This is a genomic window from Streptomyces sp. NPDC012835 (genome assembly GCF_042900885.1).
Taxonomy (GTDB): Bacteria; Actinomycetota; Actinomycetes; order Streptomycetales; family Streptomycetaceae; genus Streptomyces.
In genome coordinates this window covers 792,237-805,319 of record NZ_JBIBBW010000003.1, presented here as the reverse complement: position 1 = coordinate 805,319, position 13,083 = coordinate 792,237, and the positions used below count along the sequence as shown (strand labels likewise).

At 69.7% G+C, this 13,083-nt stretch carries 11 protein-coding genes and 1 pseudogene; 3 read left to right on the top strand and 9 right to left on the bottom strand.

Annotation, left to right across the window (positions count from 1 at the left end; translation table 11 throughout):
• Positions 1-314: 314 nt before the first annotated feature.
• Entirely contained in the window at positions 315-1,571 is a 1,257-nt protein-coding gene (locus tag ACFY6S_RS16830; protein WP_388817037.1) for a tyrosine-type recombinase/integrase, read from the bottom strand.
• 624 nt (positions 1,572-2,195) lie between these two features.
• Between ACFY6S_RS16830 and ACFY6S_RS16825 the strand changes: the two genes are divergently transcribed.
• Complete coding sequence (locus ACFY6S_RS16825) at positions 2,196-2,549, top strand: hypothetical protein (RefSeq protein ID WP_388817034.1); 354 nt, start codon at positions 2,196-2,198, stop codon at positions 2,547-2,549.
• Between the two features lie 98 nt (positions 2,550-2,647).
• Here the strand turns inward: ACFY6S_RS16825 and ACFY6S_RS16820 are convergent, their stop codons facing one another.
• From ACFY6S_RS16820 to ACFY6S_RS16795, 6 genes and pseudogenes are all read right to left on the bottom strand, one after another.
• Entirely contained in the window at positions 2,648-3,913 is a 1,266-nt protein-coding gene (locus ACFY6S_RS16820) for a tyrosine-type recombinase/integrase (protein ID WP_388817031.1), read from the bottom strand.
• Between the two features lie 974 nt (positions 3,914-4,887).
• Positions 4,888-6,195, bottom strand: coding sequence for a tyrosine-type recombinase/integrase (locus tag ACFY6S_RS16815; RefSeq protein WP_388817028.1), 1,308 nt, complete (start codon positions 6,193-6,195; stop codon positions 4,888-4,890).
• Positions 6,195-6,419, bottom strand: a complete 225-nt coding sequence (locus ACFY6S_RS16810; protein WP_388817025.1) for a helix-turn-helix domain-containing protein — start codon at positions 6,417-6,419, stop codon at positions 6,195-6,197. The genes ACFY6S_RS16815 and ACFY6S_RS16810 overlap by 1 nt, the downstream gene beginning before the upstream one ends.
• A pseudogene (locus ACFY6S_RS16805) lies at positions 6,419-7,864 on the bottom strand (replication initiator). The gene ACFY6S_RS16810 and the pseudogene ACFY6S_RS16805 overlap by 1 nt, the downstream one beginning before the upstream one ends.
• Positions 7,865-7,915: 51 nt before the next feature.
• Entirely contained in the window at positions 7,916-8,662 is a 747-nt protein-coding gene (locus tag ACFY6S_RS16800; RefSeq protein WP_388818053.1) for a DUF2637 domain-containing protein, read from the bottom strand.
• A 71-nt stretch (positions 8,663-8,733) separates the two neighbouring features.
• A complete protein-coding gene (locus ACFY6S_RS16795; RefSeq protein ID WP_388817022.1) occupies positions 8,734-8,910 on the bottom strand; it encodes a hypothetical protein in 177 nt (58 codons plus the stop codon).
• A 322-nt stretch (positions 8,911-9,232) separates the two neighbouring features.
• Here ACFY6S_RS16795 and ACFY6S_RS16790 point away from each other — a divergent pair, with 322 nt between their 5' ends.
• Entirely contained in the window at positions 9,233-9,718 is a 486-nt protein-coding gene (locus ACFY6S_RS16790) for a hypothetical protein (protein ID WP_388817019.1), read from the top strand.
• 25 nt (positions 9,719-9,743) lie between these two features.
• On the opposite strand, the gene ACFY6S_RS16785 is transcribed toward ACFY6S_RS16790, so the two are convergent.
• On the bottom strand, positions 9,744-11,159 hold the full coding sequence (locus tag ACFY6S_RS16785; protein WP_388817016.1) for a hypothetical protein: 1,416 nt from the start codon (positions 11,157-11,159) through the stop codon (positions 9,744-9,746).
• Positions 11,156-11,812 carry a hypothetical protein gene (locus ACFY6S_RS16780; protein WP_388817013.1) on the bottom strand — a complete coding sequence of 219 codons (657 nt, stop codon included), beginning with the start codon at positions 11,810-11,812 and terminating at the stop codon, positions 11,156-11,158. Before ACFY6S_RS16780 ends, ACFY6S_RS16785 begins: the two co-directional genes overlap by 4 nt.
• 455 nt (positions 11,813-12,267) lie before the next feature.
• Between ACFY6S_RS16780 and ACFY6S_RS16775 the strand changes: the two genes are divergently transcribed.
• Positions 12,268-12,921: a hypothetical protein gene (locus tag ACFY6S_RS16775; RefSeq protein ID WP_388817010.1), complete on the top strand. Its 654-nt coding sequence runs from the start codon at positions 12,268-12,270 to the stop codon at positions 12,919-12,921.
• The last annotated feature ends 162 nt before the right edge of the window (positions 12,922-13,083 follow it).

Genomic DNA, 13,083 nt, shown 5'->3' with positions numbered 1-13,083 from the left:
GCTGCTTGATTCCCGCCTCTTCGAAGTAGTCGATGCGCGCATGAGTCCGACCTGGACCACTCGTATCGGATGGGATGGGTCGGTTTCTATGGAGCCGAGTGAGTGGCAAAGAGATGCCTTCTGGGAGGACTTCACCAATGGTGATGATCAGGCCGTAGAGGTGTACGAACGATGCCGAGATCTTCTGTATGGGGAGGCGTAGCATCCACACTTCTGCAATCGCCTCGACCTGTAGCGATTGCAAATCCCCAAGCCCCGCCAGGCATGTCCTGGCGGAGCTTTTGGGTGCCTTGACGGCAACGGTGACGGCAACGTCAGTGGACGACGGCTGCGGTGGGTGGGGCATCGGGGGTGTCGGTCGGGCCGAGGACGCTGCCGAGGGTTTCGATGGCCTGGCGTTGAAGGCGGAGTCGGACGTGGGCGTAGACGCCGGCGGTGACGCCGATGTGGGCGTGGCCGAGGAGTTCCTTGATGACGACGAGATCGACGCCCTGTTCCAGGAGCAGGGTGGCGGTCGAGTGCCGGAGGTCGTGGAAGCGGATCGTCCGGAGCCCGGCCTTGTGGAGGAGGCGGCTGAAGCGGCGGCTGAGGTTGGTGGGGTCGAGCGGCCTGCCCTTCGGGGTGTTGAAGACGAACCTGTTGTCCGTCCAACCCGTTCCGGCCGCCTGACGCTCCTCCTGCTGCCGTTCCCGGTGGATCTTGTGGGAGTTGATGCACTCGGTGGGGAGGGCGATGCGCCGCTCGGAGGCGAGCGTCTTGGTGTTCAGGACGGTCAGGCCCTGACTGCGGGTGCGCTGGAGCGAGCGGTGGATGATGGCGGTGCCGCCGTCGAGATCGAGGTCTTCCCGGTGGAGGCCGAGGAGTTCGCCCTTGAGGAGTCCGGTGCGCAAGGCGAGTTCGTACAGCGCGTGCAGACGATCATCAGCGGCCGACTGAAGGAACTGCCGGGCTTCGGCGGCGGTGAGGGGCTGGAAGCGACGGGGGCGCGGTGTGGTGGTCTTGACGTTGCGGGCGACGTTGCGCGGCAGTTCGTCCTCGCGGACGGCGTGTTCCAGGGCGGACTTGAGGACCGCGTGGACGTACGTCACGGTCAGCGGGGACAGCCGCTTGTCGCAGCACTGGCCGATGGCACAGCAGGACCGCCGTGTCGCGTCCCGGTTCTGGGCGCAGCACTGGCAGGTGGTGCGGAGTCCGTCGAGGAAGGTGCGGATGTCGCGGGTGGTGAGTCGGGCGAGCTTCTTCGCACCGAGGCCGGGGCTGAGGTGGAGGCGGATGGAGGCGGCGTAGCGGGTGTGGGTGTTCTCCCGCAGGTGGTGTACGGCAACACCGTTCAGCCAGTACGTGAGGTAGGCGCCCACGGTGCTGTCCGCCGCTGCGACGGGGAGGCCGCGGTTGCTGGCAGCGATCCTCTCGGTGAGCTTGGTCATCGCATCTTTGCGGGTGGCGCCGTAGACGCGGACGCGCTTGCGGGTGTTGCCAGGGGCCAGGACGTACCCGGCGGCTTCCCATCGTCCGTCCTTGCGCTGGTAGACGGTCCCGTCGCCGTTGGCGCGCACGCGGCGGTGCCACATCCGGCACCATGTACTCCCCGGACGAGCTGAGGCGCTGGATCGCCGGACACTGCGCCCAGACCGGCCACCAGCACTACGAGCAGACCGTCCGGGCCATACTCCGCGCCGAGCCCCGCGCGTGGCAGTAAAGTCCCCCTGCGCCGACACCCCGCCGGCGGCAGCACCGCCGTACGCCCCGTGGCCCTGACGGCAGTAGCGACGGCAACACCCACGGATTTCCCGGCACAACCACGGACACCAGTGGAACCCGAAACCGCCGCTGATCTGCGAATACGCAGATAGAGGGGCCGCGTAGCACACGTACTATGTGCTGGCGGGGGCTACACCGGTTCTGGTTCACAATTCCACGCCGTGCACTCCTCCGCTGAAGTCGCTACACCCCGACAGTTCGCTCGATAAGAGTTCGCTGGACTTCTGGGGCAAGCAAGATACAGAAGATATCCTCTTTTCGTTGAGGCCCGGCGCGAAGGAGGCGCTGAGAGTGAAGCCGGACGGGATGATCGCGAACGGAAATACTCGAATCAAGGTCCTGCGGGATCGCGGATATGATGTCGACTCCTTGCCTCGCGAGCCCTATGGCACCAGTCGACCAATGACGGACGAGGATTTCTGGAACATGGATCAATGAATATTCGAGATCGAGTGCTTTCGGTCCTGGAGTCGGAGTCCAAGGAAGTGTTCCTGCTGGCCTTGGGGCACCGGCTGGGGATATCGGCGCGCTTCATTTTCTCGGAGGGAAGTTCGGACGCACTGCAACAAGCCCGAGCTTGCAACGAGATGATGATCGCCATCTGGCTGCAAGTGTGGGCAATGAAGGATGCCGAGGGAGATGGCTACCCGGATTCAGAATTCCTTCCGATCTTGCTGGGAAAGGCTGATGCAGGAAACGCGCGTCCGTATCTTCGTGATGCGATTGAGAGCGCCTTGCTTTCGGTCCACGGTAATGGGGCGTCAGGTCAGGGATCTGTAAGTCAGTAGAGCGTCCTGATGAGAGATCTTAGGGAATCGAGGAGCCCCGCCGGAAGGAAATTCCGGCGGGGCTCCTGTGGCGTTTGACGGCAACGGTGACGGCAACGTCAGCGGACGCCTGCCGCGGCGGGTGGGTCGTCGGGGTTGTCGTTGACGGGGCCGAGGGCACCGTTCAGGGTGTCGATGGCCTGGCGTTGGAGACGGAGCCTCACGTGGGCGTAGACGCCGGCGGTGACGCCGATGTGGGTGTGGCCGAGGAGTTCTTTGATCACGATGAGGTCGACCCCCAGTTCCAGGAGCAGAGTGGCGGTCGAGTGGCGTAGGTCGTGGAAGCGGATGCGTCGGAGTCCGGCCCGGTCGAGGAAGCTGCGGAAGCGGCGGGTGAGGTTGGCCGGGTCGAGAGGCCGCCCTGTGGGCGTGGTGAAGACGAGGCCGTTGTCTCTCCAGTCCGGCCCTGCGGTCTCGCGCTCCGTGTCCTGCCGTTCCTTGTGTGCCTTGAGGGAGTCGATGCATGCGGTCGGCAGCGCGATGCGACGCTCGGAGGCCCGGGTCTTGGTGGGAAGTTGCGTGAGGCCGAGGGTGCGGGTGCGCTGGAGCGAGCGGCGGATGCTGGCCGTTCCGGTGGTGAGGTCGAGGTCTTCCCAGTGCAGGCCGAGGAGTTCGCCTTTGCGGAGTCCGGTGCGCAGGGCGAGTTCGTACAGGGTGCGGAGCCGGTCGGCGCGGGCTGCGTCGAGGAACTGGCGGGCTTCGGATGCGGTGAGGGGCGGGAAGCGCCTCGGCCGGTGCGTGGTGGCCTTGACGTTCCGGGCGACGTTGCGGGGCAACTCGTCCTCCGGGACCGCGTGCTCCAGCGCCGACTTGAGCACCGAGTGCACGTAGGTCACGGTCGAAGCGGACAGCCGCTTCTGGCAGCACTCGCCGATCGTGCAGCACTTCTTCCGTTCGGTGTCGAGTCCCTGGGTGCAGCACTGGCAGGTGGTGCGGAGGCGGTCGAGGAAGGTGCGGACGTCCTTGGCGGTGAGGCGGGCGATCTTCTTGGTGCCGAGGCCGAGGCCGGGGATGAGGTGGAGGCGGATGCAGGTGGCGTAGCGGGTGTGAGTGTTCTCGCGGAGCCGGTGGACGGCGACGCTGCCGAGCCAGTAGGTGAGGTAGTCGCCCACGGTACTGTCGGCGGTTGCGACGAGCAGGCCGCGGTTGCTGTCGGCGATCTTCTCGGCGAGCTTGTCGGCGGCTTCCCTCCGGGTGCTGCCGTAGACGCGGACGCGTTTGCGGGTGCCGTCGGCGGCGAGGACATAGCCGGCGGCTTCCCAGCGGCCGTCCTTGCGCTGGTAGACGGTCCCGTCGCCGTTGGCGCGCACGCGGCGGTGCCACATCCGGCACCATGTACTCCCCGGACGAGCTGAGGCGCTGGATCGCCGGACACTGCGCCCAGACCGGCCACCAGCACTACGAGCAGACCGTCCGGGCCATACTCCGCGCCGAGCCCCGCGCGTGGCAGTAAAGTCCCCCTGCGCCGACACCCCGCCGGCGGCAGCACCGCCGTACGCCCCGTGGCCCTGACGGCAGTAGCGACGGCAACACCCACGGATTTCCCGGCACAACCACGGACACCAGTGGAACCCGAAACCGCCGCTGATCTGCGAATACGCAGATAGAGGGGCCGCGTAGCACACGTACTATGTGCTGGCGGGGCAGACTCCGGTACTCGTTCACAATTCCGGCGGCTGCAACGTTGCGGATGGCCCCCGACTTCAAGCTCGGCTCGCAGCGGAGGAGCTCGCTGGAGCGGACGGGCATGCCTTCCAGAAGCATGTTGTAGAGCAGGGGGAGTTCCCCGGAATTCGGACCCGCGCACAATTCTCCGACATGATTGAAGGTGTAATCCTGAACGGAGAGCGTCGCGTGCGATCCGATGGTGCGTCTGCCTATTGGCGGAACGGGGTAATCGTGATCCGCAATCCCGGATCGAGGGACGGTGGTACTGTCTTCGCACCTCAAGAGGGCTATAGGTACTTCACCGGGAATTTCAAGGCAGAGTGAGAGGACGATTCTGATGCATGTGGAGGATTGCGGGGAGCAGGTCGTGATCACGATGCCTAGAGCGGAATTCTTTCTGGTTGAAGCGCTGATGATGGAAGCGCTTGAGACCGGGGATGACCGAGACTTTCAGACTCGCGTAGGGGCGACCAGGGATGAAGTGAGGGCTCTCCTGGACAGCCTGCCGGATCTGCCACTCGGTGGTGGGAGTTAACTGCCGTTATGTGATCGCTCATGCAAATATGAAGCCCCGCCAGGTGTGTCCTGGCGGGGCTTTCGCGTGGGGTGACGGCAGTAGTTGACGGCAACGTCAGCGGACGAAGGCGTTCCGGGGCGGCGGTTCGTCGCCGTCGGAGCGTGCCGTCTCGGTGGTCTTCGGGCTGCCGAGGGCGTTGCCGAGGAGGTTGATGGCGTCGCGTTGGAGGCGGAGTCGGACGTGGGCGTAAACGGTGGCGGTGACGCCGATGTGGGCGTGGCCCAACAGCTCCTTGATCAAGACGAGTTCCACCCCCTGTTCCAGGAGGAGGGTGGCCGCCGAGTGGCGGAGGTCATGGAACCGAATGCGCCGGAGCACGGCCCGGCGGAGCAGGGTGTTGAAGTGCCGGGTGAGGGTGGACCCTTCGATCGGAGCACCGTCGGGACTGGTGAAGACGTAGCCGCTGTCCTTCCACTCCGTCCCCGCTGTCTCACGTTCCTTGCGCTGTCGGTCGCGGTGCTGTGTGAGGGAGTGCAGGCACGGCGTCGGTAGGGCGATCCGTCGCTCCGAGCTCTTGGTCTTGGTCGGGAGGGCGGTCAGGCCGCTGGAGTTGGTGCGTTGGAGGGTGCGGCGGATGCTGGCGGTTCCGTCGGCCAGGTCGAGGTCTTCCCAGCGCAGGCCGAGGAGTTCGCCTTTGCGGAGTCCGGTGTGGAGAGCGAGTTCGAACAGCGGCTGCAACCGGTGACCGCTGGTGGCGGCCAGGAAGTTGCGGGCTTCGTCGGCGGTGAGGGGTTCGAAGCGGCGGGGGCGAGGTGTACCGGTGCGGACGTTGCGGGCGACGTTGCGCGGGATCTCCTCCTCGCGCACCGCGTGCTCCAGGGCGGACTTGAGTACGGAGTGCACGTAGGCCAGGGTCAGGGGCGAGAGCCGCTTGGAGCAGCAATTTCCAGCGGCACAGCAGATGGGTTGGTCGCGGGCGGTGTCGAGGCCGCGGGTGCAGCACTGGCAGGTGGTGCGGAGCTGGTTGAGCCAGGTGCGCACGTCCTTGGCGGTGAGCCTGGCGAGCTTCTTCCGTCCGAGACCGGGGATGAGGTAGAGCCGGGCGACAGCGGTGTAGCGGGTGTACGTGTTCTCGTGGAGCTGGTGGACGGCGACGTTCTCCAGCCAGTACGTCAGGTACGCGGCCACGCTGCCCTGCGCGGACGGAATGGGGAGGCCGCGGTTGCTGGCGGCGATCTTCTCGGTGAGCTTGGCCAGGGCTTCCTTCCTGGTGGTGCCATAGACACGGATGCGCTTGCGGGTGTTGCCGGGGGCGAGGACGTATCCGGCGGCCTCCCAGCGGCTGTCCTTGCGCTGGTAGACGGTTCCGTCGCCGTTGGCGCGGACGCGGCGGGAGGCGAGGGTGTCGCGGGGTGCGGACATCAGGCGGCTTCCTGTTCAAGGCGGGTGTGGATGAAGTCGGTGAGTGCGTGGGTGGGGATGCGGCGGGCGCGGCCGAGGGTGATCGAGGCGAGCTGGCCGGTGCGGAGGAGGTCGTAGACGGCGGAGCGACCGAGCTGGAGGCGGGCCATCACCTGGGGCACCGTGAGCAGATCCAGCGCCGGTGCCGCCTCCGAGTGGAGGACGGCGAGCGGGGGCGAGGCCATCAGCAGCCCCCTTCGGCCGCGAACTGCCGTTCCAGTTCCTTGCTGTGCCAGACGTGGGCTGCGAGGAGTGCGGCGCCGGGGCTGTAGCCCGAGCCGAGGTAGGCCCAGTGGCCGACGACGAGCGTGGTCGTCGGGTCGAGGTCGGGCAGGCCGGCGCGGATGCGGGCCTGTTCGGTGCGCCAGGCGCGGCGGGCGTCGCGCAGCGCGCCGAGGGTGGTGGAGTAGCGGCGGGACTTGGTGGAGAAGTGGCCCCGGAAGCCGAGCGTGTGCGCCCACTTCCAGAGCTTGAGGTGGGCGAACTCCGGCAGTCTGCCCAGCTCCCAGCAGGTGCGGGTCATCTGCCGCACGTGGCGTGCGACGGCGAGCCGTGGCAGTGGGCGGGCCTGTCCGGTGCCGTCGCATGCGGTGCAGGGGAGCGGGGTTCCGTGGGGCAAGAGGGTGGCGCCGCGTCCCTGGCAGGGGCGGCAGAAGAGAGAGCGGTCGAGGGCGCCGGAGGCGTCGGCGGATTTGGTGGCGTACTTCGCCACGTAGGCAGCCACGGCCTGGTCGGTGAATTCGGCGTCAGCGCCGAAGGCGGCGATCTCGCGTACGTCGAGTTGTTCACCCTAGGAGAGTTCGCGTTCCCCGACCGCATCCGACGCGAGCGTGACGCGGACCCGTGCGGCGGCGGCGCGTATGGCGTCGGCGAGCAAGGGGACGGTGGCGGACGGCGGTGGGGGCTGGGTGCTGCCGTCCGGGCCGTCGAGTCGGATGACGGCGTGGAAGTGGACCAGGCCGCGCTGCTGGTACTCGGCGACCTTGGCGAAGGAGACCCGCAGGACCGCGTGGGCGGCCTTCTGGGTCATGCCGAGCCCGGCGGCGATCTCGCGGCGCAGGTAGGTGGTGAAGCGGGCCCACAGGGCGGAGGCGTGGGCGTTGAACAGGACCGCGCCTTCGTAGTCGTACGTCGCGGAGTTCAGCGGCGTCCCGATCAGGGCGTCCGTGGGGTCGTGGAGCTTGCGGCAGCAGCAGGGACGGATGCCGCCGCCGGGGGTGGTGGGGCGGTTGTGGACGGGGCCGAAGGACGGCGGCGTGAGGGTGGCGAAGACGCGGGGGTGGGTGCGGACGGTGTCTGGCACGGTCTTGCCGCCGGACAGGCCGGCGCGGATGAGGTGGTAGGTGTCGGCGGCGTAGAGGCGGGAGCAGGCCGGGCAGCGGGAGGCGCGGCGGTTGCCGCACGTGGTGAGCAGGCTGCCCGTCGGCTCGTCCGACGTGTTGTAGGAGCGCAGCACCTCGCCGGTCGTGGTGTCGACGGTGGTGGTCTGGCCGGTCAGGCGGACGGGTTCGGTGCAGCCGCCGAGGCCCTCGATCTGCTGCTGTGCGCGGTCGAAGTCGGGGTGGTTGACCAGGTGGAGCAGGTCCCGCACGGCGGGGCTTGCCACGTGGTGCAGGTCCAGGGTGACCATTCGGGGCGGGTCCCTTCTGCTCGGGTGGGGCCCCGAGCAGCAACCAGCCCGTCAGGGAGGCGTGTTGGTGCTGCTCGGGGCATGGCGAACCAGGCCCGGGGGTGGGTGTGGGTTCAGCGAGGGGGATGCGGCCGGTGAGGGCCGGGGCTCAGAGCTGAGCGAGTGCGGCGGTGGCCACCGGCAGGGCGACGCCCAGGTGGGCGGCGCTGATCGGTGTTCCGTGCTCGGCGCGGTGGGCGTCCGCGATGCGCCGGGCCGCGTCCAGCAGGGCGGCCGGCAGGGCCGGGCCGGGGGCGGGACGAGCCGTCTTGGCGACGGCGACCGGTGGAACGGCGGCCGGAGCCGGAGCAGGCTCCAGTTCCTCGGCCGGGGCTCGGGTGCGGGTGCTTCGTCGGGCACCGGTTCCAGGATGGGGGAGGCGGCCTCCAGGTGCGGGGTGGGGTGGGTGTGGGTGTGGAACTGGGCGAGGAAGGCGGGGCCGACGTGGCCCCAGCCGAGGAGCAGGAGCGGGGCGACGGTGTTCAAGCAGGCCCGTCCGTAGCCTCCGGGCAGGGGTTCGGCGGTGTTCAGGGCGAGGGTGAGCAGGCCGCACAGGTGCAGCAGCCGGGTGCCGGCCTTCAGCTCCGCCTTGGGGACGCCGCGTAGGGCCAGGAACCGCAGGGCGACCAGGAGCCCGAGGACAGACAGGTCGACCATGGGGGCGATCAGTGGCGCGATCGGGTGGGGGACGCCAAGCCGTAAGGCGAGGGCCCAGACGTGGCCGAAGGATAAGACGAAGGCCAGGGCAGCGGTGACCACGGTCACGTTGTGCCGGGTGAACCCCTCCTCCGCTATATCCTCAACCCCCCTTTGGGTGTGGGCTGTTCGGGCTACTTGGCGAGTGGGACAGGAGCGCCGTCCGGTCCTTCGTCATCGGGGGACGTCCGAATGAAGGTCGGCAGAGCGCCATCGGTGGTCTTCTGGCTGATCAGGATCACCAGGCTGCCGACACTGCGGCCCTTCTTCACCAGGTCCTCCACCGACTGGGCGTTCTCCGCCGTCAGCACGGCCCGAGAGGGTGCGAAATGGCAGACGAACCTGTTGACGGTTGAGATCTTGCCCGCGCCGGGGGGCCACGGTCACCCCGGGCGCGTTGGCCAGGGACACGCACACCCGTGCGGCGTACTCGTCCACGCTCAGTTCCCAACGTGTCAGATCCGTGGGTGGGCGACCGGTGGGCCGGTGTGCGGTCGGCGTGGTCAGGGGGTCGGAGCGCACACCCCGGATCATCACCTTGCCGGGGCCGTACGGCAGGACGCAGACCCGCGGCACCGCGCCGCCCGCGGTGCTGGACAGTTACGAGGCCGAACGCCGCCCGGATCCGCCGAGTTGCTGGAGCGCACTACCCGCATTCTGGGCGAGGACCGGAAGAACACCGCCACCGGCTTCTCCCGCCGGGGCGGCGACGCCCACCAATTCGACCTCCATTACCGGCACGGCCCCCTGACGGCGGAACGGCGGGGCTCCGTGCCCGGCGGCGGCCCGCGCGCGGGTGACCGGGCGCCCGACGCCCCCTGCGCCGACCCGGCGGGTTCGCCCGTACGCCTCTTCGATGTCTTCCGGGGCTCCCACTTCACCCTGCTCGCCTTCAGTGGCGGCCCCCTGCCGGGGCTCTCCGGCGACAGCGTCCGCGTCTGCCGGGTCGGACGCCCCGGCGCCGGCCCCGAGGCCGCCGACCTGACCGACAGTGCGGGGCACGCGCACACGGCGTACGCCGGCGAGGGGCTGTTCCTCGTGCGACCGGACGGCTATATCGGCCTGGCCACCCGCGATCCGGCCGCGGTGACCGCCTACTTGTCCTGGGAGCACCTCTGACAACGCCCGTCGGCACGTCGGCCCCCTACGGAAGAACCCGAGGAGAGAGGCCCGTTGTCCCTTCGGACCCGACGCCCACCGCCCGCGCCTCGCCCGCGAGCGCGGCGGCTTCGGCCACGAGCGGGTGGCTCAGGTGCCGGGCCACCGTTACGAGGTGCTGCCGCTCCGCATGGGGCTCGACGTCGCTTCCCGGAAGCCGCGCGAGCCGGAGGGGGACGGGCAGCGCGGGCAGGCGGGCGTCGCGGGCCTGCGCGGCGTGCAGCAGGGTGGCGGCGGCACGCGCGGCCGTCGCGTTCCACTCGGCGCCCGGCCCCTCAGTGCCCCGCGCCGCGCTGTCACCGTTCCCCTGATCAGGAGCGGGATCAGGAGCGGGGTCAGGAGCGAGGCGGTCGAGGACCAGAGAGGGCAGGGGGCTCCACCACGGGCTGAGGCGTCCGGCTCCGTCGTGTATCTCGGCCATGACGGCGACGAGGTCGAGCGCCGTGTTCAGCCACGGCCACAGGGCCCGCCCGGGCAGAACCGTCGTCGGCGGGACCGTCGTCGGCGGTGCCGTCATCGGTGCCGTCGATCCGCCTCCGTCGCCGGAAGGCTTCGAGGGCTTGGCGGACGTGGCGCCCTCGGCGGGTTCCGCGTCCCCCGACACCAGGTCCAGCAAGGGCTTCAGCGTGCGCTGGTCCTGACGTTCGGCCCGGCGCGAGCGCAGCACCATGGACGCCAGGGCCACGTTCGCGGCGACGCAGCTGGCGATGGTGGCGAGCCAGGCGCTCTGGGCGACGGTGTCCAGGCGGCGCGGTCCGGTGGCCGAGCCGATCAGGGCGACGGCGGCGAGGGCGACGTTCGCCAGGTTGAACCCGAGGGCCGCGGCGAACCAGCCCAGGGCCGACCTGAGCTCGCCGGCGAGTGCGGGCCGTCCCGGAGGCGACAGGGACCGGCACTCGCGGATGGTCACCACGCTGGTGGTGATCAGCGTGGTCCAGTAGATCAGGTGGAGCGCGACGACTTCGGGAACGTGGGCGTAGGCGGCGGCGAACCGGAGCGGAGTCGCCGGCCCCAGCTCCGCGTGGGCGTAGAGCGCTGCCATGGCCACGATGGCGCCGCCGTAGACCGGGCCCCACCGCCGGGCCACGGACCGCAGGGCCGCCGGGTCCCTCCGGTGGGGCTGCCAGAGCTGGCTCATCGTGTGCGCGTGCGCGACGCACACCAGGGTCAGTACGGGGACCAGGAGCGCGCTGATGTTGGGGGAGCGCACCGCCGCGCCGACGCTCCGGTACACGACCGGGGTCGCGAGCAGGAAGATCACCCCGGCGCACAGCAGCACCGAGGCCGTCAGCGCCAGGGTCCACTCGCGTTCGTGGCGCGCGGCCAGCGCCTTGACCGTGCCCAGCCCGAGGGTGGCTCCGGCGATGAACAGGTTGATCAGGGTGAGGAGCAGGGTCGTCATATCGACCGGCGGTTGCTGAACGCGGTGGTGAGGGAGCCGGCGCTGCGCCCGTCCCTGTTCAGGTCGAGCAGCGGCAGCGCGACCCGCGCGAACCACTCACAGGCGCGCTCCTCCGGGTCGTCGTAGCGCGCGCGCAGCTTCACGGGCCGGGTGAGGATCTCCTCCCTGACCCGGGCGGGCAGGGCGGACATCCGCTCGCGCAGGGCCTGGAGACTCACGGCGTCGAAGTGCTGGTGCACGGCGACCGCTTCGGTGCCGCCGCCGGGGCAGGGGCGCAGATGGCGCACCTCGTGCAGGAGGACATGGGCATGGTGACGGCGGCTCAAACGGTCGCTGATCCCTATGTAGTCGACGTTCTCGCCCGGTACGGCGATGCCGCTCACGTCGGGCGGCAGGCCGGGAAGCAGCAGGCTCTCGACCTCGCGCCCGCGCAGTGCGGAGATCGCCCTCAGCACCTCGGGCAGGCCCGCCCCCGCGCGCAGTCGCAGCTCGTGGTGGAAGAAGCGGCGTGCCTCGCGCAGTTCGCGGGTGCGGGTGCGGTGGTCCCGTACGGCGACGCCGATCCGGTCGGTCGCCGCGCCGGCCCGGGCCGTGGCCTCGGTGAGACGGGTGAGGCCGGCGCGGCGTGGGGATGGTGCGCCGGTGGTGTTCACGGGCGGTCAGTCCTCCCGGCGCGGACGGCGGCGGCCGGGGGCGGGACGGCCGCCCCGGATGTCCGCGCGGTGCGTCGGTGTCCGGTCGGAAGCCGGATGGGGCGACTGGTCGGAAGCCGGGTGGGGCGACTGGTCGCGGCTGCGTATCGGCTCCACGTTCTCGTGCTCCCCCGTTCTCCGTCGTGTTTCCTGTCGAGACAGTCCGCGCCGACTGGCCTGCGGCGGTGACGATATCAAGGCGGCCGGGTCTGCTGCCGGGGGAGGAGCGCGGGCGCCGGGCACGCCACCGGAATCGTGCTCCTGGGACCTCATCGTGGGTCCTGGGACCTTCTCGTCTCCGCTCACCTACTCACCGCGAACTGTCAACAAACGGCTACGTCCCTGTCACGGTCTCGGTACCGTCCGGATACGATGCCCCCGCACACCGTTCCGTCGTGGCCCCTGGAGACCGTCAGGTGAACGCCCCTCGCGAGGTAACCGCAGCCGGTATCGCCCAGCTCCTCCGCGACATCGACGCGGCAGCCTGGCGACTGGGCTACGAGGGCCGCGATTCCGTCCTGGACGTCCCCGACATCGCCCGGAACACCGGCATCGGGCCCGTACGGGTACGGGAGCTGCTCGACGGTGCCGAGCCCGAACGGCCGCCCCGGGAGAACAAGGCGCGCGAGGCGTTCTACCGTCGCCTCGTGAGTCAGCGGCTGGACGTGCTCAGGCGCCGCGACACCGGCTCCCCTGACGGCGAGAGCTACCGCGAGATCGGTGACGAGGTCGACCTCTCGCACTCGCTCATCGGGCACTTGGTCACCGGCAAGCGCAGCTCGCGCCCGGAGTACAGCTCGCCCCTGGAGACGCGCTACGGCGTGGCCCACGGCTTCCTCTCCCGGCCGGAGGGCGACGCCCTCGCCGATCACCTGGGGAAGATCAAGGAGGGCCTGCACGCGGGCGCGGTCCTCGAAGGTCTGCGGGTGCTGGGCGGCGAACAGGTCTCGCTGCGCAGTGCCGGTGACGGCGCCCCGTCGCTGGAGGGCCTGGTGGAGATCGTCGACGCCCTCGTCGCACGCAAGCGCATCCTGGACCGCGGGGAGCCGACGGGGCTTGACGGGTCATGACGGGGCTTGACGGGTCATGACGGGGTCCGAACGGTTCTGACGGGTTCTGAGAGCTCCTGACGATTCCGCCGGTTCCGCCGGTTCCGCCGGTTCCGCCGGCCCCTCCGGTCCCTGGTGGTACGGGTCCGCTCGCGCATCCAGGGCATCCTCGATATGCGCGGC